The organism is Novipirellula caenicola, assembly GCF_039545035.1.
Classification (GTDB): domain Bacteria; phylum Planctomycetota; class Planctomycetia; order Pirellulales; family Pirellulaceae; genus Novipirellula; species Novipirellula caenicola.
On the sequence record NZ_BAABRO010000008.1, the window covers coordinates 100,154 to 122,134 of the forward strand.

The 21,981-nt window shown below is 54.7% G+C and carries 15 protein-coding genes; 9 read left to right on the plus strand and 6 right to left on the minus strand.

All coding sequences use genetic code 11. From position 1 onward, the window contains the following. The first annotated feature begins 13 nt into the window (after window positions 1-13). From ABEA92_RS16570 to ABEA92_RS16580, 3 genes are all read left to right on the plus strand, one after another. Window positions 14-262, plus strand: coding sequence for a hypothetical protein (locus ABEA92_RS16570; RefSeq protein WP_345684955.1), 249 nt, complete (start codon window positions 14-16; stop codon window positions 260-262). A gap of 817 nt (window positions 263-1,079) precedes the next feature. Further along, a complete protein-coding gene (locus ABEA92_RS16575) occupies window positions 1,080-2,654 on the plus strand; it encodes a sialate O-acetylesterase (RefSeq protein WP_345684956.1) in 1,575 nt (524 codons plus the stop codon). A 222-nt stretch (window positions 2,655-2,876) separates the two neighbouring features. After that, complete coding sequence (locus tag ABEA92_RS16580; RefSeq protein ID WP_345684957.1) at window positions 2,877-3,896, plus strand: hypothetical protein; 1,020 nt, start codon at window positions 2,877-2,879, stop codon at window positions 3,894-3,896. A gap of 124 nt (window positions 3,897-4,020) precedes the next feature. On the opposite strand, the gene ABEA92_RS16585 is transcribed toward ABEA92_RS16580, so the two are convergent. Beyond that, window positions 4,021-4,758, minus strand: coding sequence for an alpha/beta hydrolase (locus ABEA92_RS16585; protein ID WP_345684958.1), 738 nt, complete (start codon window positions 4,756-4,758; stop codon window positions 4,021-4,023). A gap of 363 nt (window positions 4,759-5,121) precedes the next feature. On the opposite strand from ABEA92_RS16585, the gene ABEA92_RS16590 reads away from it, so the two are divergent. After that, window positions 5,122-6,393 (plus strand): glycosyl hydrolase family 28-related protein, encoded by a 1,272-nt coding sequence (locus ABEA92_RS16590; protein WP_345684959.1) that lies wholly within the window; start codon window positions 5,122-5,124, stop codon window positions 6,391-6,393. A 462-nt stretch (window positions 6,394-6,855) separates the two neighbouring features. Here ABEA92_RS16590 and ABEA92_RS16595 read toward each other — a convergent pair whose 3' ends face one another. Continuing rightward, entirely contained in the window at window positions 6,856-8,511 is a 1,656-nt protein-coding gene (locus ABEA92_RS16595; protein ID WP_345684960.1) for a sulfatase, read from the minus strand. A 98-nt stretch (window positions 8,512-8,609) separates the two neighbouring features. Further along, a complete protein-coding gene (locus tag ABEA92_RS16600) occupies window positions 8,610-10,055 on the minus strand; it encodes a sulfatase family protein (RefSeq protein WP_345684961.1) in 1,446 nt (481 codons plus the stop codon). A 318-nt stretch (window positions 10,056-10,373) separates the two neighbouring features. On the opposite strand from ABEA92_RS16600, the gene ABEA92_RS16605 reads away from it, so the two are divergent. The 5 genes from ABEA92_RS16605 to ABEA92_RS16625 all read left to right on the plus strand — a co-directional run bounded on the left by ABEA92_RS16605 (window position 10,374) and on the right by ABEA92_RS16625 (window position 18,280). Next, window positions 10,374-11,585 (plus strand): DUF1559 family PulG-like putative transporter, encoded by a 1,212-nt coding sequence (locus ABEA92_RS16605; protein WP_345685105.1) that lies wholly within the window; start codon window positions 10,374-10,376, stop codon window positions 11,583-11,585. A gap of 120 nt (window positions 11,586-11,705) precedes the next feature. Then, window positions 11,706-11,864, plus strand: a complete 159-nt coding sequence (locus tag ABEA92_RS16610; RefSeq protein WP_345684962.1) for a hypothetical protein — start codon at window positions 11,706-11,708, stop codon at window positions 11,862-11,864. 26 nt (window positions 11,865-11,890) lie between these two features. Next, the gene (locus ABEA92_RS16615) at window positions 11,891-12,427 is read left to right on the plus strand and encodes a sigma-70 family RNA polymerase sigma factor (protein ID WP_345684963.1); all 537 of its coding nucleotides are present in this window, start codon (window positions 11,891-11,893) and stop codon (window positions 12,425-12,427) included. A 4-nt stretch (window positions 12,428-12,431) separates the two neighbouring features. Beyond that, complete coding sequence (locus tag ABEA92_RS16620; protein ID WP_345684964.1) at window positions 12,432-15,074, plus strand: LamG-like jellyroll fold domain-containing protein; 2,643 nt, start codon at window positions 12,432-12,434, stop codon at window positions 15,072-15,074. A 47-nt stretch (window positions 15,075-15,121) separates the two neighbouring features. After that, window positions 15,122-18,280, plus strand: coding sequence for a DUF7133 domain-containing protein (locus tag ABEA92_RS16625; protein WP_345684965.1), 3,159 nt, complete (start codon window positions 15,122-15,124; stop codon window positions 18,278-18,280). Window positions 18,281-18,340: 60 nt separating this feature from the next. Here ABEA92_RS16625 and ABEA92_RS16630 read toward each other — a convergent pair whose 3' ends face one another. The 3 genes from ABEA92_RS16630 to ABEA92_RS16640 form a co-directional block, all read right to left on the minus strand. Beyond that, a complete protein-coding gene (locus tag ABEA92_RS16630; protein ID WP_345684966.1) occupies window positions 18,341-19,087 on the minus strand; it encodes a dioxygenase family protein in 747 nt (248 codons plus the stop codon). A gap of 219 nt (window positions 19,088-19,306) precedes the next feature. Further along, window positions 19,307-20,425, minus strand: coding sequence for an alpha-L-fucosidase (locus tag ABEA92_RS16635; RefSeq protein WP_345684967.1), 1,119 nt, complete (start codon window positions 20,423-20,425; stop codon window positions 19,307-19,309). Window positions 20,426-20,486: 61 nt separating this feature from the next. Further along, complete coding sequence (locus ABEA92_RS16640) at window positions 20,487-21,452, minus strand: alpha/beta hydrolase family protein (RefSeq protein WP_345684968.1); 966 nt, start codon at window positions 21,450-21,452, stop codon at window positions 20,487-20,489. Between the last annotated feature and the right edge of the window lie 529 nt (window positions 21,453-21,981).

Here is a 21,981-nt window from a genome sequence, read left to right on the forward strand (position 1 = left end):
ACGAGGTGCATTTATGTCTAACGAGACCAATATCTTGCCGAATGTCAGTGCGGCTGGACTCAAAGCGCTTGCCGATGCCGTGCTCGCGCCCAAAATGCACGCCAAATTGGACGATCTACTGGCACGTAATGCGGACGGCACGCTCGCTGCAGAAGAATTGAAAGAGCTGGATGCGATCATCGAACAAATCGACGAATTGAATCTCTTGAAAGCTCGTGCCGAGTACACTCTCCGACAGCAAGATCAGTCGAACGGCCAGTGAGTCGATATGTGCCTCTTGATTTAAAGCGGCGTGTTCGAGCCCTTTGGGTTGCAGCTGGACGACATCCGCCTAACTGATATAGTCTGGCTCGGGGGCGATACCGGGGAATTTTTTCCGGTATCGTCGAATGGCAGTCCAGGCCCGACAGACCAACACTCGGTCCCAACCCCCAAAGCGTCGCCGGCGAGCATCGTCGCATCGCAGTGAGCATATCGTTGGTCGTAGGCAAACCTCCGGCACAACAAAAGAGGAGCGGACGGTTCCTCAGGCTGTTCGCCTGGGCTAAGCATATGAACGGGGCTTTGCCCCTGAGTGGTCCATGAACTAACGGCGATGGCGACGATTGCGTTGCGATTGGCGTGGTCGGTGTGAGTCCCGAAGGGACGGCTGGATATGGCCGCGACCGTGACGCCGTGAATGTTGAAAAACATGGATGCAGAAAAAACTTCGCCACCTTTTTCGCTCGTCCCTTTGAACGCCGCCAAAGAATCGAATCGGCTGAAGCCTACACTCCGACGGTTGGAGTCCAGGCTTCAGCCGCTCTTGTTTTCGTCATCGTAAAGGTTGCGGAGCGGTGAGCACCGCACTTAGCGGCTTAACCCTAGCGAAGCCTTCTCAGGGGCTGGCTTGAGGTAATCGGGGGGCAGGCACCCCTTCACTCTTTCGAGAAAAGGCAACTTCTTTGATCTTGGGTATGGTTGTCTGCCTTCAGCGTCAAACGATTTCGATTTTTGTCTATGATGTGCCTCGGTAGGTAGCGAGACGGAACTCTCATTTTGACAAAGATCACTTTTGACCCCCTCAGGATAGACTGACCATGACCCCTCTCTTTTCACGCTCTCGTCACCGATTCCGTATCGCCGCTTCGCGGATCTTCTCTCTTGCTCTCCCCTTTGCCCTGCCGATGTTGGGGCTTGTTTGTGGGCTTTTGATTGCCGTCACCGGCAGCTCGCTGCTGGCCGAGCAACCGCAGGCCGCGACACTGAAACTCGCCGGCATCTTTGCCGACGACATGGTGCTGCAGCGTGAGACCGACGCGGCGATCTGGGGTAAAGCGGCGGCGAATGCCGAGGTCTCGATCACGCCCTCTTGGAATGGAAACGCAAGCCTCGCGACCGCGGATTCGCAGGGGCGTTGGCAGACCACACTCGCTACGCCCGCCGCCGGTGGGCCGTATGAGATTCAAATCGAATCAGGCGAACAAGCGGTGACACTCGAAAATGTCTTGGTCGGCGAAGTGTGGATTTGTTCGGGGCAATCCAACATGCAGTGGAAGATGCGTGGGTTTGGGCCGGATGAATTCAAAGAGGATGTCGACAAAGCCAACTATCCCAACATTCGCTTCTGTGATGTGCCGCAGAATCTCGCCTTCAAAGAACAGCAGGATGTTCAGTCGAAGTGGTCAATTTGTAATCCGCAGACGGCATACAACTTTAGTGCCGTCGCCTATTTCTTTGGTTCACGATTGCATCAAGAACTCGATATTCCCATCGGTTTGATTTCAACCAACTGGGGTGGTTCATCCGCCGAAGCATGGACAAGTCAAAAAAAGTTGCAAGCGGAATTCCCCGAGTTTGCTGAAACGCTGGCAAGTTACCCGGGATTGATCGAAGAGATCGGCGAACTGCAATCACGGAGCCAAAAAAAGCCCAAGGGGATCAATCACCGGCTTCCCTCGGTGCTGTACAACAGCATGATCAAGCCGCTGATGCCGATGGCGATGCGTGGCGTGATCTGGTACCAAGGCGAATCCAACGTCGAACGGCCCTATCAATACCGAAAACTGTTTCCGGCAATGATTCGTGATTGGCGTGAACAATGGGGCATCGGTGACTTTCCCTTTTACTTTGTCCAAATCGCTCCGTTCAGCTACAAAACCAGTCCGTACCCGGCAGCGCTGTTGCGAGAAGCTCAAGCGATGACGTTGTCGGTCCCCAATACGGGAATGGCGGTGACGATGGACATTGGTAACGAGACCAACATTCACCCGAAACCGAAAAAGCCGGTCGGCGAACGTTTGGCTCGGTTAGCACTCCGCCGGACTTACGGAAAATCGGACCTCGTCGACTCGGGGCCCGAGTATCAATCAATGAAAGTCGAAGGCGACAGAATTCGGTTGTCGTTTGACCATGTCGGCTCGGGGCTGGTCAGCCGCGACGGCGAAGCGCTAAGCCACTTTGCAATCGCCGGTGATGACCAAAACTTTGTTCCTGCCAAAGCGACGATCGATGGTGACACAGTCGTGGTTCACAGCGAGCAGGTGGATACGCCAGTGGCAGTGCGTTTCGGTTGGGGCAACGCGGACGCACCCAATTTAAGCAACCAGGAAGGCTTGCCAGCATCGTCGTTCCGAACCGATGATTGGCCGGTTCCACGACAAGGTGGGAAATAGCAGACTGCAATCGAAGTGGACCAGGGTGGGTCTTGGGGCAGCGATGCACGCCCCAAGACCCCGTCGCGTCAGTCATTTTAGGGGGTTCTTATTGCGTAGGTCGCGTCGGCAGATAGGGACAGCGAAGTGACGTGGTCTGTCGTCATTTAGGTCACTGATGAAATTGCAACCGCCGAAAAAGTAAGGCAGGGAAAGCCTACTTGCAATATTTCACGGATTGAAATGTCTAGAACTCAGTCGTTTGTGTTGGCCTTTGTCTGCATCGCTGCAACGACACTTAGCAGCCAAGTCAGTGCGGAATGGTATGCGGATGTCGATAGCGGAGCGATGTTTATTAATGCACCTGACTTCCGGTTCTTTGCCAGACGAGGTGAAACATCTCCCTTCGAGCGAATCGAAAGTATCACCACCGACGATGGTGAAGACTTCGCTGCATTTGTGGGGGGCAAAGCGGGCTGGATCTTTGATGGATCGCTGCTAGGCACCGGGAATATGCGGCTCGAATTCTCTGGCTTTTATGCTGGCTTCGATGATGACACCGCTGTCACCTTTTCCGACCCTGGACCCGGTATGCGGTATGGCTTTGTGGCGTTGGACAACACGACAGGGTATGGAACGACGGACCCACCATACACCGCCGACGTTCTCCATACGGTCACCTCTCGCGAAATCGACTTCGGTGGCTACGATCTGTTGTTGCATCAAGATTTCCGTTTGGATGAAAACCGTATGTGGACGTTGTACGGAGGTCCTTCGCTGCAACATCTGTATCAAGATTTGATGACCACGATTTCTTACCCTAATTCCGCCAGCCACTCGGGGGCGACGCTCAATGAATCGTTGGACACGGACTATGTCGGCGGAAAAGTAGGGATTAGCGGACGGCGGAAACTCAATTCGCGGTGGAGTTTGTTTCTGGATGGCAACACGGGAATCTATCATGCCCGAACTCGCTATGACGGTCGATTTGTTCATGCCAGTTCATTTCCCCCTCACGACGATCGCATTGGGCTGACGCGGCACGATAACGCCGTCTCGACGCAAGCAAGGCTTGAACTGACGCGTCAAATGAACGATTCCGTCTTCCTCAGTTTGACGTCCGACGTCCAACACCTGGATTACGCCGGGCAGATGGATTACGGAACTCGCGTTGATACAGTCCCCGACGGATCAACGCTGTCCATCGGCAGCGATGAATTGCTCAGTGCCACAGTTGGACTGCGGCTGACGATCTTCCGCTAACCGCGACGACGATCCATCATCAGATAAATAATCCAAGCCTCATCCACCGACGATGGTCTGTGGGTTGGTTGGAGAACGCTAAAAACAAAGCTTCCTTTTTATCGTGGGCTCATCGGCATCACGGTCATTTTTTCTGATTCAATAACTTGGTATCAACCAACCACTCACACATCCGCTGCGGCCAATCACCGGCGGCGTTTGTCGAGTCGGGGCGGAATCCGAAGCCGTGGCCGGCGTTACTGTAGACGTGCATTTCGCAAGGCACATCGGCTGCCTTATACTGCAAGTACACCTTGGCCATTCCGATCGAGATGTCCTCGCGATCATGAAAACCAAACGCGATGAAGGCGGGCGGCATACCGGGTTTGACCGTGAACGTGCTTGATTTTCCGGGGTAGATTAGCCCTTGGAAATCGGGGCGACTGCTGACTCGTTGGACCGGGTCGTCACTTTGCGGATTGCCGTCTTCGGGGTTCATCGCCGAATACGCCGCCAATTCACCTCCTGCCGAAAAGCCGACGATGCCAATGCGATCGGGATCGATCTTCCACGCTTCCGCGTTGGCCCGCACCGTGCGAATCGCGCGGCGGGTGTCATCCATCGCATGCCCTTCTAGGGTGTAAGGCGAATCCGGTTCACGGCACAGGCGATATCGCAGCACAAACGCCGCGATGCCATGCTCCGCAAACCACGCTGCCAGTGCATCGCCCTCGTGCCCCAAACACAGTTTTTGGTGGCCACCGCCCGGAGCGATCAAAATGGCGGTGCCGGTGGCCTGGTCTGCGGCGGGCAAGTAGGGCGTGATCGAGGGGTGATGCACGTTGCTGACGTTGCTCCCGTTCAACGTTTCGGGTTCATGCATCCGCTCGACCGATCCAGGAGCACCGTCAGCCCAAAGCGGAATTTTAGCGGGCGAATCAGTCGCAAAGCACGGAACTGTATAGAGAACCGAAAGGCATAGGGCCAAGCAAATCATTCGATAACGTGTCATATCGCGAAGTCATCTCCAGGTGGTTTGAATTTCCACGTCATTGTAACCAATTCCAGTAGGCCGGATCCGCAGCGGCAACTAGTTCACATCCAACCTGCCGCTGGCAGAGTTGCATCGCTAATGTGACTTGATCCGGCCTACCGAACTAACTGCTAAAGCGGCGAATTCGTTGGACTATACTTGGCGTTTCAAAATTCCTTTGTGCCGCTGAGTTCTGTTTTGATGACGTCCCAAATGATTTCTTGTTTTAGCTGGCCGCTGCAGGTCGTTGCATTCTCGGTACTGTGTTTGCTATGTCTCAGCTCGGCGAATGCTGCGGTCAACGTGCGAGACTTTGGCGCCAAAGGGGATGCGGTGACGGACGACACCGAAGCGATTCGGTCCGCCTTGGCTGCTTCGCCGCATGTCCATTTTCCTGCGGGCGTTTATGTGATCAGCGATGGAATCGATCTGCCTCGCAGCGCTCGTTTGACCGGTGACGGTTCGCCGGCGCTCGGCACGTTTCCGCTGCGTGATGACAAAGAGTATTTTGCCGACGGAAAACGACACCTGCTGCCGGGCACGACGCTGTTGTTTCGTGGCACCGCCAACCGATCGATTCCAACCCTGCGGCGCGACCGATTCAAGTCGCTACGTTATGCACTGAAAACGCAGCCGCAGTCGAGCTTTTCAATCCAGCAGTTGGCGATTGCACTGGATATGACCGTGATCGATGCGATGGGCCGACGAACCACGCCTGCCACCGATCAACGCTCGGATTGTGATGTTGGACTGCTGATCGATGATTCCTATGCGGGTACCGTGCGTGATGTGCAAGTCTTTGGACACTGGGCCAAGGCAGGGATGAGCATCGTCTCGCGAGGGCTGGGCGACAATCCGGACTACAACGCGTTTTGGAATTCGTCGTTTATGGGCGATGTCGGGGTGGCGCTACTTGGCTCGGACCACGAAGATGGGCCCGGTTTATCAGGAACTCAGTTTCATGGGTGTCGGCTATTCGCAAGCGATCATCACGATCGAGCCTCGCGGCACTTCGGTACCGCGGCGCTCTATATCGATGGACGCACCGCAGGAAAGCGAGCGGATTTGAACGGACATTCGTTCTTTGGCGGCTGCATTCGCACCTACAACGACGATGCCGTGGTTCTGGACCATGCATCGAATCTGTCATTTCACGGCGTCATATTCGAATTACCGACGTGGAAGGGACGTGGTGATTCACCGAGGCACCCATCGGGCCGAATTGTGGGGACCGAAAACACACGCGATGTCTACCTGTTTGGTTGCCGGATGCACGACATCGGTCTGGACTCGCTTGCGGGTGGGATGCTTGATGGTGCCGTGATTGCGATACCGGATCGGTTTGGTGCCGCTTCTCTGAATCGATCCGGTCACACCGTGCGATTGTTTACCACGCCCAAAAAGGGAGCCGTGATTCAGTTGACCGACGAAGGAGATACGACCAACAGTGGCCGCATCTTGAGTGAAAAGGGAGGAACGCCGTAGCGGCATTGGCTTTTTTCGTTGCACGGTGGCTTCACGGTGGCTTACGGCCTGTGACCAGTGGCAATTGATTATTCTAGCGGTGCGGCGCAAGCCGGGGCCGCTAAATCTTTACTACTGATGTTGGATATTAGGTGGTAGTTTTTCTTCCGGTCGATACTGCAGTTACTTCTCCACCGACGAAGGTGACTGCTGATTTAGTAGCATTGTTTGCAGGCCGGAGGCCGTCACACCCTCTGCCGGTAGCGTAAGCTACTGGTCAGGAGCGGCGGAAAAACATAGCCCGGAGGGCGACACATCTGCTGCCAGTGTGTCGGCCTCCGGCCTTTCGGCGACAAGTCGCCCCTAAACCGTTGGCTCACGCCAACGGCAGTCTATCTGTCGGCCTCCGGCCTGTGCGTTTGCTACTAAATTAGCAGTCAACGAAGTTGGTAGAGAGGTGGCAGAAAACCAACACCGTCGATGTCACTTCGCTTCCTGTGTCGCGGGGGCAGCGGCTTTCCAGCCTGCTTTGAGTTGACTCAGCAACTCGGCTACGCGTTCCGGATGCTCGTTCGCCACGTTTTTTGTTTCTGCAGGATCGGTTTCGTGATCATATAGTTCGACAAACAGTGGATCGGCGTTGGGAAGTTTCGTGTCCTTCCATGCGATCATCCGGTAACGAGCGGTTCGTATCGCATAGCCAGTCAAATCGTGTTCAAACAGCTCGGGATCCCACTTCGATCCCATCTGTTTTTGGATGCGATCTTCGACTTCATCAAGCAGCGGACCAAAGTAGGTTTCACGCATGGCAGGCCGAATCGGAAACGCACCCCATTCGCGCAGCGCCGGACTGGGGAATTGATTAAACGCCGCCGTTTTCCAGTCGCGGGTAGGGTTCTTGATCAAGGGTGTAAAGCTAGTCCCTTCTAAATGTTCGGGTTGTTCGATCCCGGCGAGATCACACAACGTTGGATAGATGTCGACCAATTCGACCAGGGCATCGGTTGCCTTCCCTCGATTCGCCACGGGAATTTCCGGAGTCCAAATCATCATCGGAACCCGTGTCGCCAATTCGTAGTTCGTGGCTTTACACCACATTCCCATCTCGCCGAGGTGATACCCATGATCGCTCCACAGGATAATGATGGTGTTGTCGCGTACGCCTGCTTCGTCCAGTGCGGAAATCATGCGACCGATCTGAGCATCGACATAGCTGACACAAGCCAAATAGGCATGCTTTAACGTACGAGCAAGATTCGGATCGATGGCGCCGAGCTTGGGGATGCCGCTGCGAACACGCAGTTCAAATGAAGGGTGCAATCCGATGGAGGCGCCTGCATGTGGTCCTTCGGTTTGGCTTGTCACTGGAATCGAGTCGCGGTCATACAGATCCCAGTAACGTTTGGGGGCAACCCAATTCAAGTGAGGTTTGTTGAACCCGAGTGCTAAGAAGAAGGGGTTGTCGTTTTCGGCGACCAAATCTTTCAGCGTCGCGATCGCCAAATCTGTGTCGTAGCCATCGCCATACGTATTGTCGGGCACATCGGCGCTCTCGTACGCAGGCCCCATTGCTAAGCCTAGTTTTGCTACGTCGCCATACTTGGCGATCATTTGTTTGCGAGTTTCCTGTTGACTTTTTTGGTTCTCAGGCAGCGCAAAGTTGACTGGCTTTTTTAAGTTGCGGACTTCGCTGCGATTCTTTGACGGTTGGCGGTTCCAAGACGCTGGGTCCAGATCGCCATGATGAAAAATTTTTCCGAGATAAACGGTGTCATATCCGTGGTTTCCAAAATGCTGAGGCAGCGTGAGGATGTCGGGGTTCAGTTGCCGAAGTTTGACGTAGTTGTGGGTAATTCCATTGGTGTCGGGGCGCGTTCCCGTCAACAGACTTGCGCGAGACGGCCCGCAAATCGCCTGTTGACAATAGGCCCGATTAAAGCGAAGTCCCGACTTGGCCAACGCGTCCATGTTCGGCGTCACGGCAATCTCCGAACCATAGCACCCCAGTTCAGGTCGCAAGTCATCGATACCGATGAACAGGACATTGGGTTTGGCCGGGGACTCGCCGTGAACGCGGTTGATGGTAAGACCACCTGACGCGACGGCAAACAAAATCGTCCAAGCAATTGGAATCTTCATCGTTGTGTCTTTGCGAGGGCAGCCAACTCGACGTGAATCGATTGGTGTGTCGCTGCCGTAGCAGCTTTTGACAGGGGGTCGTGGGTAGCCGAATCGTGCTAGGGCTTTTTCGCTTCCCAGATGTGCGAGTCGTTCAGCAGTTCGTGATAGTGAGTTTTCAGCCGTTTGCTGAGCTCGTCCAGTTTCTCGGGCATCGACGCGGACAGATCGTTGCTCTCGTCGACATCGTCGGTGATCCGGAAGATCTGGAAATCGGATAGCTCCGCCGCCTTGACTTCCGTCTCATTCTCGGTGGTCACATTGTTGTACTTGCCGATATTCAGTTTGGCCAAAACTTTCCATTCGCCATCACGCATCGCAACTCGCCGCTCATTCAGCGCGTTGTAATAAATCCAGAGTAGTGGTTTCGCGCGGTTTGGAGCTTCATTTTTTAGTGCGGGCAGGAAATTGGTTCCATCCAGCACAAGGTCCGCCGGAGGCGTTGTCCCAGCAAGCTGGCAAAACGTTGGCAAAAAGTCCAGCGACGACACCGGATGATGGACCACTTGGTCAGCCTTGATGCGATCCGGCCATCGCATGATCCCGGCGACTCGAAAGCCTGCGTCGGTGGTCCACAGCTTCATGCCGCGAAGCGGTGTCGCTCGGCCGTAGGAACGACTCGCGCGGCGATAGCGATTGAGTGTCTCAGGCCCATTGTCGGCCGTGAAGACGACTAGGGTGTTTGAGTCGACGTTCAAGTCCTTCAGCGCGGTCAGCAAGCTGCCGACCGCCACATCCACATTGGCCACGTTGGCAAAGTATTGGGCCTCGTCTTCATTTTGAGCCTCTTCGGAATATTGATCGACGAGTTTTTTGGGCGAGGCAACCGGTTCGTGAGGCTCGTGAAAGGCGACGTACATAAAGAAAGGTTGCTCGGGTGACTGGGCCTGCTGGCCCTTCAGCCAATTGACGGCTTCGTCGACCACGAGTTGGCAGCTGTATCCCTGCAGCGGACCGACCGGCTCGCCGTTGCGAACAAAGTTTTGTGGATTCTCATGCGAGGGACTGGCGTTGTTCTGCGTGCCAAACCAATGATCAAAACCGGCACTGTCGGGTTGAGGTTGTTGTGGCGAGTTGAACTTTCCGTTGCAGTGCCATTTGCCCGACATGCAAGTTGCATATCCCACCTGTTTCAGCAGTTGCGGGATCGTGACTTCCGAGGATCGCATGTACACGTTGCGTCCGCCGGGGATGAAATCATAGATGCCGGCACGATTAGGACTGCGACCGGTCAACAATCCGACTCGCGAGGGTGAACAGACCGGAGCCGCGGAATAGAAGTTAGTGAAACGGACGCCTTCCTCTGCCATGCGGTTCAAATGAGGCGTCTTGATCGATGGATGGCCGTAGCACTCGAGATCGCCATAGCCGAGATCGTCACACAAAACCACGACAATATTGGGTTGGTCCGCAGCCTGTAGCTGCACATCAGCCTGACCGATAACGATCAGACAGAATAAGAACAGCGCAGTGCGAACGGTAATCGTCTCGAGCCGTTTCATCATGGTTTCCTTCTATCGTGCGCCCGTGCGGGGCGGTAGTGAGTTGGTTGAAAGTCAAGTTGTCGTCGGTGTTGCGAGCGGCAGGGGGTGACGATCCTGCTGGACGACGGGGGCGACAACGGATGGTGGTGTCATTTTGTCTTAGCGGGAGTTCAGTGGGGTGGATTATTGTCTAAAACTCGCCGGATTTCAAAATTCTTTCCAAGTTTGATGTTTTTGTTGTTTGGATTCCCCGCCGTATTTCCATCCTTTTCGTTCGCATCGCGGATGGCCATTTCCAGGCCACCGCTGATTCAAATTCATAATTCAAAGGATTCGTTGATGGAAGCTGGTAAAAAGCGGGTGGTACGAAGAGGCTTCACGCTTGTGGAATTGTTGGTCGTGATCGCAATCATCGGGGTGTTGGTCGGACTGTTGCTACCGGCGGTCCAAGCCGCACGTGAAGCCGCCCGTCGAATGAGTTGCAGCAACAATTTCAAGCAAATTGGGCTGGCGATGCACAATTATCACTCCGCGTACAATCAGCTGCCGATGCAGATGGGTGGTACTGGCAACGGCGGCCTGAGTGATGTGGATGCTCCGAGCAACCCGGTTCAGTCGAACATTGCTGCATTGGGACGCTTAAGCTATCTGGTTGGGTTGACTCCGTTTTTCGAGCAACAAGCTTTGTGGGAACAAATCAGCAATCCCAATCAAGAATTGGTGGGCGGAGGCGTCAAGTCGCCTGCATGGCCGTCGATGGGCCCTGCTCCGCATCCTAACACCAATACCTATGTCCCGTGGATGACGGAAATCCCGGCGTTGCGTTGTCCGAGTGACCCAGGCGTCGGGTTGCCGGCTCAAGGGCGGACGAACTATGGCGCTTGCACGGGCGATTCCAATTACTGGCACGAACAGGGGCCTGTCAGCGACGCGCTGGTGCCCCAATCTGGCAATGCGACCAATTTCCGTCCCTCGGATCGTGGTTTCTTTGCTCCGCGAAAAACGACGATGTTTCGTGATGTCCTCGATGGGATGTCCAATACGATTGCTGCTGGCGAGATCATCACCGATTTGGGCGATCTCGACACTCGTGGCCGAATGCGGAACGACAACTCGTTTCAAAACGTTGGGCCTGGGGGAGTTCGGACCAAGTTAGTGGATCCCGCACGACCTCAGTTTTGGCAGTCTGGCGCAAGCGGGCTTCCTGGCGGTGCGGGCGAAGGCCGAGGTTATGAGTGGGCCAACGGCTACGGTATTTATTCGCAGATGAAAACGATGGCGCCCCCAAACACACCTTGTGTGATGGGCGGTTGGACGCAAAGTAGTGGCTTGTTGCCTCCGGCGAGTCGCCATCAAGGCGGCTGTCACATTCTGATGGGCGACGGAGCTGTGAAGTTTGTGACCGATTCGATTGAATCTGGTAACCAAAACACCGGGCCGGTCTGGCGAGATGGCACCGGCATCCGGGCCCCAGGGGCACCGAGTCCGTACGGCTTGTGGGGTGCGTTGGGCACGCGAGCAAGCAAAGAAATCATCGATTCTGCTTTTTAGCAGTAGGTGTTTAGCAGCGTGAACGATGAAGTCAATCCTCGAGTTTGCCCGGGAATCGGGTGAGCTCGAGGGTTGTTTGTGTTTTTTTAATTTTCACCACTTTAATAGAAGGCGATTTCGGTGAAGCTTGCCAATGGGTTGATGTTGTTTTGTCTAGCGGTCGGGTTGACGGTCGCGGGTTGCGGTGGGAAAGCGGATAACGAGGTGATCGTGGCTGATCCTGATATAAATTATGCCGGCGAGTATCCTGATGAATACGAAGCACCGTCGTACAAGTAGAATGATGGTTTAGCAGGAGTAAACCATTGAGCGAAACCACGCGCTCGCATCGAGATCACGTTCACGGGTTGTTTATCAAACACTCGCCGTTGATACGTGGGTTTATCCTAAGTTTGTTGCCCAACATGAGTCGTGCGGATGACGTTTTGCAGGAAACGTTTCTCACGATTTCGGACAAGGCGAATGACTTTGTGATCGGAACGGATTTCGTTGCGTGGGCGTGCACGATCGCCAAGTACAAGGTTTTAGAAGAATGTAAACGGCTCGGTGGCAAAGCAACCGCCGTGCTGTCACCTGAGGTGGTCGAAGCACTGTGTGTGGTGCAACATCCATCGACGGACGATCGCGAGGGCGAGAAGCTGCAAGCATTGACAATGTGCTTAGACACGTTGCCGCCGTCGATGCGTCGTGCAATCGAATTGCGTTACACACGCGCTCACACTGCGTCGGAAATCGCATCGTTGTTCGGATGGAGTACCGATTCGGTGTACGTGATTTTGTCTCGAGCGCGAGCCGCACTGGAAAAATGTATCAACATTCGTCTCAAAACGGATGGGGTTTAGTTCAATGGACCGTGATCGATTGGTGAAGCTGCTCGGTTTGTACTTCGATGAAGGATTGACCGAGGAAACGAAGCAAGAGCTGGAGCGGATGTTATTGGCATCGCCCCAGGCAAGAGAACTTTTTTGGCAGAAGGCGAAGATGCACTCGATGCTTCGCCAGCAGGGGCAAGAAAGTTGGGGAAGTGAGCAGGGATCTGCGAATCCGTCGTCCCAAAAACAATCGCCACCGGCCGACACGTCCGATGTGTTCAGTGGGGCTGTGGATCGCGATCATCATCCAACGTTGGTATCGCTACGCGAACATCCGAACGCGGAAGAACGCGGCGTCATTTCGAAAAACACGCTTACCCGTGTGGTCACCCTGCTACTTGCCGCATCCGTGTTAATTGCCGTGGGGCTGCAATTCTATAGCAGTCAACGTTCACAAATCCAAGTCGCCGAGCAACAGGCGACCGGCGATGTGCCTCGTTATCGCCAGCGTAATGTAAGCGAAACCGAGCAATGGGTGGCGTTATTGCGGAAAGCGGTTGATGTGCACTGGATCGATGCCGATTCGGCGCCCAACCTTGGCGAACCGATGCCGCCGCGACGTATTCAGTTCGAAAGTGGATTGATTGAAATTCAAACCACCAGCGGTGCATTGATGGTTCTCGAGGGGCCCGCCGACTTGGAAATCATTAGCGACATGGAAGTCCGCTGCCGACAAGGACGGTTCCGGGTGGATGTTCCACCGCCGGCTGAGGGTTTCCTTGTCCATGCACCGTTTGTCAAAGTGGTCGATCGCGGCACCGCGTTCGCCATGAATATCAATCCAAACGAAGAAACCGAAGTCCACGTGATCGACGGTCTGGTTGAACTTGTGTCGCCAACGGATACCGATTCGATGCGTGAATTGCGAAAAGGCGACTCGGTCAGCGTTGCCTCGGCGGGGGCGTACCGAGACATTCCATCGCAGTCAAACTCGTTTCCTTCGGAATCGCAAATCCGTTCACGCAGTCGTGGCGCAAATGTGGTGCGGAAACTCGCATGGCAACGACGGCGTGACGCTTTGACAGAGCATCCGGACTGCTTGGTCTATTTCGATTTCAGCAGGTCGGAACTTGGCGAAACGGTGCTTACCAATCATGCGGTCCATGCGGAAAAGGTTGCCGACGGAACCATCGTCGGTTGCAACCGCGCTCAAGGACGATGGCCGGGAAAGGAAGCGATTGAATTCAAGAGCATGTCGGATCGAATCCGGTTCTCGCTTCCTGGTGTCCATACGACGCTCACGTGTATTACCTCGGTGCGATTGGACGCGTTGGATACATCGATCAGTTCGTTGCTGACGTCCGATGGTGATCTCGTGGGCGATTTTCGGTGGTGGATTGCACCGGAATCTGCTGACTCGGCTCGTCTGTCTTTTGAACGACGCGAACGTTCACTACGCAGTGAAGTCCAGGCTTACCCTAGTTCACCGGTTTTCCGGCGTTCGCAACTTGGTACCTGGGTGCAGTTGGCATTTGTTTGGGATGGTGAACAAGGGACGGTCCGCCAATACGTCAATGGTAATCTTGTCTCAAACGAACCGATTCGTTCCTTCGGGCTCGACCATGCTCGGATGTTGCGACTTGACAAGGTTGAAATTGGCAACAGCTCGCTGATCGGTGGATCCTACGATGCTCCGGTTCGCAACTTCAATGGTCGCATGGATGAGTTTGCGATTTTCGGTTCGGCACTGAATCCACAGGAACTTCTTGCCTACTACGACTTGGCAAAGGTGTCTTGGAGCAACACGGCAGAGGACAATCGCTGGAGCGAATCGGCCAATTGGTCGCTAGGGATTTTGCCGGCGCAGCACGACGTCGTTCGAGTCGACCGATCGGATCGTGAGAAGTTAATTGTCACCGACGAAACGATCGGAAACCTTAAAGCGATCCATATTGGAACGGCGAGAGGCGAAAAAGGGGAAATGGATATCCTCGGTGGCACGATCACGGCGACGGTCAATTCAAACAGCTACACTCGCGTCGGGGTTGCCGGCGGTGACGGAGTCGTGAAGCAATTTGATGGCGACGTTACCGTGAACGCCTTGCAAATTGGGCTCGATAAGGAGTCCCAAGGGAACTATGAAATGAGTGGCGGCAAGTTGTTGCTGATGCGTGGCGTCAAATTGTCTTCTAGCAGTTTGGAAGTTGGCAGTCAGCAGGGCGTTGGATCGTTCGAGATTTCCGCAGGTTCTTTGGAATCACGCGCCGGTGTGACGCTCGGTTACGGCGATGGTGTGGGGACGTTTCGTGTGCGTGGCTCCGACGCTTCGAAGATCCGCATTGGATCGTTTGGTAGTTTCGATGGATTTTGGGTCCAAAATACGGGCAGCACCCTAGCGACATTAATCGATGATCGAGGGGTTAGCACCATTTTTATCGACGAAGTTGGCAACGACGGAGGCGGTGATGTGACGTTTGCTGACGGTGCGCTGTTAGACGTTGGTTTCGTTGGCGAGTCCCAGGTTGGTTCGTGGGACGTCATGAAATGGGACGGAAAACTCAATGACCATGGACTAAGATTTGCCGAGGGAGTGGATCAAAGTGTATGGAGTTTTCAGTTCGTCGATACCGATTCATCAGGTGATCCCGATACACTTCGCGTGACTGCGGCGAGATGATCGCCCCCTTCCCCTCCTTTCTTTTTGACTTTTTTTGAGTGCACTTCATGCGGCTGATCCTTCAAATTTGTGGCCTTCTGCTTTTCTTGATATCCAATCCGGTTGCGTTCGTGATCGCCGAAGAAGTCAGTTCGAAAGCGCCTCCGCTTTCGCCTGCCGAATCGATCGCAACGATGAAAATCCAACCGGGATACCGTTTGGTGCCTGTGTTGGTGGAACCCGAAATTGAGGAACCGGTCGCGGCGGTGTGGGATGGGAACGGTCGCATGTATGTGATCGAGATGCGAACCTACATGCAGGACATCGATGGCAAGAACCAATTGAAACCCACCAGCCGCGTGTCGCGGCACGAGGACACTGATGATGACGGTATCTATGACAAGCACACGGTGTTTGCGGACAATTTGTCGTTACCGCGTATGGTGTTGCCGCTGTTGGATCGCGTCATTATCGGTGAAACCAACACGCTCGATTTGAAAAGTTATCAGGATACCGACGACGATGGCGTCGCCGATCGAATCGAAATGTGGTGCGAGCGAGGGCGTGTAGGCAATAATCTAGAACATCAAACCAGTGGGTTGATTTGGAACATCGATAATTGGATCTACGCCACCTACACACATGAGCGGATTCGATTTACCGACGGGAAAGTGATTCGTGAACCGTTGCCGCATGGATCGGGGCAATGGGGTTTGACTCACGATGACGAGGGCCGCATTTTCTACTCAACAGCCGGCGGCGAGAATCCCGCGATGGATTTTCAACGACCGATTGTTTACGGGAAACTTTCACTTCGTGGAGAGCAGGCAGACGGCTTTCGCGAAGTCTTTCCCATCGACAACGTGCCTGATGTCCAGGGCGGGCCGAAACGGCTTCGCGACGACAACACGTTGACCGTCTTTTCGGCCTGTTGCGGCCAATCGGTTTATCGTGGTGACCGAATGCCTGCGGATTTTCAAGGCGATTTGTTGATTCCCGAGCCAGTGGGGCGATTGGTCCGCCGTGCGAAGGTCACGAACGATCAAGGGCGAGTGGTCGTCTCGAATGCCTGTGATCGCAGCGAGTTCATTGCCGCGACCGATCCCAATTTCCGTCCCGTCAACAGTGCGACTGGTCCCGATGGGTGTCTGTATATCGTCGATATGTATCGAGGGATTATCCAAGAAGGAAACTGGGTTCGCGAAGGATCGTATCTACGCGAAGTGGTGAAGGAATACGAGCTGGAAAAAAATATCGGCCGTGGGCGTATCTATCGTGTCGATCATCAAACCCCCCAGCGTGGCCCGCAGCCAAGGATGCTTGACGAAACACCTGCTGAGCTGGTGGCTCATCTCTCGCATCCCAACGGTTGGTGGCGCAGCGAGGCACAGAAGTTGATTGTGTTGCACGGCGACCGCAGCGTGGTGCCCACGCTAGAAACGATGGCAACGACTCACGAAACCCCATTGGCAAGACTGCATGCGATGTGGACGCTCGAGGGACTCGATGCGGTCAAGCCGGCGTTGCTCATCGACGCTTTGGCGGATGCCGATTGGCGAGTCCGCAGTGCGGCGCTGAGAATCGCCGAACCGTGGATGGCAACGGATCGATCGCTCGACAAAGCGATCGACAATTTGATGGATGATGAAAGTCCCGATGTTCTGATTCAATTGATGTTGTCGGTCGGTCATGGACGTCATCCTCAGGCCGCTGCGATGACCGACCGGATCGTGGCAACCCACCGACAGAACTCGGCGATTAGCGAATTGCATCGCCAGATCGTTGCCAATCGTGAAGAGGCGTTGGCGGAACAGCGAAAACTCGAAGAACTACGCCGACGCAACAGGGCGCTTGCAGAATCGGTCGAGCGAGGCGCGGTCACCTACAAGACGCTTTGCACCGAGTGCCACGGCGCCGATGGACGCGGACAGCATTCCGCAGACAACCGTGATCTTGTGTTGGCGCCACCTCTTGCCGGTTCGGCACGTGTGTTGGGGCACAAAGAACGGCTGACGCGAATCTTGCTGCATGGGTTGGTGGGGCCCGTCGACGACAAGACGTATGCGGCGGGTTTAATGTTACCAATGGGAGCACACGATGATCGCTGGGTTGCCGATGTGGCTAACTTTATTCGCAACCAGTGGGGAAACAAAGCTTCGTTGATCCAACAAGCGGATGTGGCTCGAATTCGTGCCGATTCGTCTGGTCGCATCGGACCATGGACGCTTGCCGAATTGAATTATTTCGACCCTGCGGAACTTGATCGGAATCAATGGACGATAACAGCTAGCCACAATGCTAAAAATGTATCGGCGGCGATCGATGGAAAGGCAAAGACGCGGTGGGATACGGCGACCTACCAAAAACCGGGAATGTGGTTTGCCGTCGAATTTCCCAAGCCGATCCGATTGATGTCGCTCCATTTTGATACCCAAGCGTCACGAGCGGACTATCCGCGCCAATTCGTGGTCCACGTTTCAGTTGATGGCACGGACTGGGGCGATCCTGTTGCCAATGGGGTTGGCGATGGTCCAATCACCGTAGTCGAACTGGATTGTCCCGAACCGGTCAAACACGTCCGCATCACGCAAACGGGCAAGGCACCGAAAAACTATTGGTCGATTCATGAAATGGAGATCAAAGGGATGTCGGCTGACGCCAAGCCAACTGAATCGCTGGCCCAAACGCTTGCTGATGTGGATCCCGAACAGCTTGCTGCCGAGGCCAGTGAGCATGGCGATCCAAGGGCGGGTGCCGCTTTGTTCTACAACGCTGCACTGTCGTGTGCGAACTGCCACGATCCTGCCAATGGCCCGCGTTTGGCACCTGATCTCGCGTCGAAGCGGGATGGCGTGACCGACGGTTTTCTCGTCGAGTCCGTGCTCGATCCGTCCAAGGACATTCGCAAGGAGTATTCGCAGTTGATGGTGCTGACCGTTGATGGAGTGAGCGTGATGGGATTCAAGCAGACCGAGAGCGACGAGACGCTTGTACTACGCGATCCCGCAAGCGGAAAGCTGATTGAGATTGCTCAAGACGACATCGAATTTTCCAAGCCATCGACCATTTCGGCAATGCCAGCAGGGCTGGTCAATCCTTTGGCCAGCAAACAACAATTTCTCGATTTAGTTCGGTTTCTGATGGAGATCAACGGCGGCGGCGAAGAGTCGTTACAAACGATGGCCAGCGGGATTCGTCCAGCGAAGGGGAATACGCCGGCGCACTAGTGCGAATTCGCTGAGCTCGATTTCGCTCGGTCGTGGATCACGCTCACGCTCGAACCGGTGTCAGCGACCGCGACGTTGCCATTCCGGTTTTCCGATGCCGTGCATTCGGCCTTGCTCGTCTTCTTGGGCGGTAACGCCTAGGACGATATCGAAATTCACGGCCAACTCACCGATCGTTGAATCGACAAGCGGTTTGAAATCACCGAGGACCGTTTGGCGAGATTTGGGATCGATGCGGCGAAGGATTCCGTCGCGTTCATTCGCGGGATGTCCCTTGACGTAGAGCTGCGTCGTCAAGATACGGTGGCCGCTCTTGCTGACACCAAAATGGATATGCGGCGTTCGCCCTGGATACGGCACCGGTTTGATCGTGCGGAAGTAATACTGGCCTTTGGAATCGGTCAAGAAACGACCATAGCCTTGAAAGTTCTTGTCTTGATTGACGCGGTTGGTTGTGTCGTTGGTGTTGATGTAGACCGCGTTATTATCGACTTGCCATATTTCGACAAACGCGTTGCGTACGGGATTGCCTTTGGCGTCCAACACACGTCCGCTCAGGTGAGTGATCTCGCCTACCGCCGGCGTGATTGCATCATTGATCACCAACAAGTCGTTGTCGGTATCGAGCGGCATCTTGTTGGGATAAAACGGCCCCTCGGTCTGTGGCGGAGTCTCGATCAATTCGGCGAACACGGTCGAAGTGGACATCGCGGTCGCTGCCAATGCGATTCCGCCTTTCAACATTTCCCGACGACCAACAATACCGTGAACAAAGCTGCGGGGACCAATAAATTGGGGGCGGATCATGGAATTGTCTCGACCTACGTTTGTGGGGGCGGGAAGCGATCGGACGCGGTTCCTACGCGGATACGTTCGATGTTTGCGGCGTTACACGCTGAATTGCGATGCTCGTGCTCGATCCTAGCGTTTGTATTCTATCCTGATTCAACCCGCCACGTGGCCATCCGTTTCGCTTGGTTTCAAGCGAAATTTCAGTAAAGCTAGCCTTCCCCCGCCGGGTTTTACTTACCCCTGACGCCGTCTGCGACCGACTTCCCGTAGCGTCGCGAGATCTTCGGGGTGAATTGATCCGTCCGGTAGCGGTCCCGTGTTGAGTAGCAGATTTGCGTTCATCGACTTCGCAGTGGCCAGCATCTCCATCACTTGGTCTGCGGTTTTGTGTTTGCCATCGTCGGATTTCATGTAGCCCCATCCATGCGGCTGTAACGTGTCGCAGATTTCCAAAGGAACGTCCGATTCGCCTTTCCAATGACGCTCGGGGGCTTTGAAGTCCTCGGTGCCCAGCAGACCCTGTTTGTAGGACACCAACACCTGAGGCTGCATCTGATGAATGTGATCGTACAGTTCTTGTATTTTGAATTCATGCATCTTTTTTTTGCGAGATGCTGGCGTCGCGTGACCATCGAGCCAGATCCCCGCGATCGGCCCATAGTGGGTCAATAGTTCTGTGATTTGGTTTTTCATGAACTCGACGTAGATCTGCAGGTCGTGTTCTTTGCCGCTGGCATAAAACGTTTCGGGTGGATCGTACTTTGGCCGAGCCGATCCGCCCCATCCCCAATTGTTTGGTGCGTGGGGATGCCGCCAATCACGACCGTGCGAATAATACAGGAAAAAGCCAAGTCCCTTGTTTTGGCACTGCTCGGCCAGCTCCGCGACGAGATCTCGCTTTGCCGGCGTGTTCGTGCTTTTGAACTCGGTGTACTTCGAGTCGAACAGACAGAAACTGTCGTGGTGCCGCGTGGTCAAATTGATGTACTTCATCCCGGCATCCAATGCCATGTCGGTGATGAAGTCGGCATCAAAATTTTCAGCCGTAAATCGACTTGCTAGTTTCTCATACTCTTTGACGCGGATCTTCTCTTTGATCATCACCCATTCGTGGCGTCCTAGCAGCGAATACAGCCCGTAGTGAATAAACAAGCCGAATTCGGCTTGGCGAAACCACTGTAGCGCCGCCGCCCGAGGAGCAACCGCGTACTGTTCGGCCACGTCCTGCAGATACGAAGGAACGGAGGCATCCGCGTCAATCGCCGCTGCCGTATCCTCGGCGACGGCAGCGGAGGATGTGGCGATCGCGGCACCGGCAAGTCCTGAGGCAATGAAATCGCGGCGTGAAATCATGTGTGTCTTCTCTGTCGATAGGGGAACGGTGATAGAAATGACGTAAGGCAAAATCGGACGTTTACTTTGGGGTTCGCGTTAAACGATCGATCAAATAATCGTGGACCGTGCTGTGTTTGGCATCGGGGGCGCCGGGGTAATACAACTCGCTTTCGACGTTTTTGGATTGAAGGTGCTCGTGCAGCTTTAGTCCAAAGTTGGAGGTGTGCGTTGGGTCTCCTTGTCTCTGGCCGATCGCAGGCGTATTGCTATAGAACAGATACGTTGGTGGATCGTCGCTGGAGACCAACGCATAGGGGGAATACTCGGCGATCCAATCCGCAAGCCGATCGCGTTGAGCGAGAAAGGCATCGAAGTCCAATTGAAATTCTTTTGGCCCCGGTTTGAAGATTCCAAAGGCGTGACTGCCGTAGTTGCTATTGGGTGTCCATTGTTTCATCTGCAGCGGATCCAATGTCGTTTGCGGACGAATCGTCGCCGTGCAGAACAATCGCGTCGATTGGCGGGCCACCGGATCGTCGCTGTCGGGGTCTGCCATGTCATCGTGAAAGGCAAGCCACAGACTGGTGCAACCACCGGCGGAACCGCCACTGGCCGCGATCCGCTGTGGATCGAAATTCCATTGGCTTGCTTTCGTGCGAACAAACTGCAACGCTCGGGCGGCGTCTTCGAGCGGCGCTTTCACCGGCGGCTTGATGTCTGCCGCAACCGCATCCTGGATATAGCGATATTGGATCGAGACCACCGAGATTTTGTGTTCGAGCAGGATCGACAGCATATTCATCAGATTCTTGTCCTGCGGATCACCTCCTTTCCATCCACCCCCGTGGATATAAAACAGCAGCGGTGTGGGCGATTCGGATTCGGCTTGCCAAAAATACAGTACCTGCTTGGGATGTTGCCCATAACGCACTTTTGACAGCGTCGGTTCCGGTACCGTCGGGGCTGGCTGATCCTGTGCCAAAGCGTTGCATCCAAACGCCAATGTTGTCACCGCAACAAGCAAGCGGAGTTGGTAAATCATCATTCGAATCCTTATTGAAACGTTTGCAGAGGGTGTCAAAGTGGGGAGATGGATTACGCGTGTCGCATCGCACACCAAGCGACAGAAATCGTCAACGGCTTGTTAATTTTATTCAAACGTAAATCGAAACGGTGAGCCGTAGGCCGCAGAAGCACCGGGTTGTGCGTGGGACCCGGTCGCTGACGCGTCGCGGCTTACTAATTCAACGAGCCGTCAACTTGAACCTATTCACCTTAGCTAGATTGGCGGCGTTGTCATTAGCTAATTACGACGGGACGTTGATAGATTGCGTCATGCATGGTGCGGATGGCGACTTCGCTATTGCCCAAGAAACGCGGCCAAAACGGTTCTTCACAGACATCAGCCGGGCACACGATCCATAAGCAGGTGTCGGCTGCGGCTAAACAGGAACCGAAGAGCGGCATGTCGGCAAAGCACTGAGCGGGCGGCTAGCCTACGTGTGGACGCCAGGCGGGCAGACGGTAGCTGGGCAGACGTCAGCTGGGAAACACGCTTTTGGGTGACTTCGCGG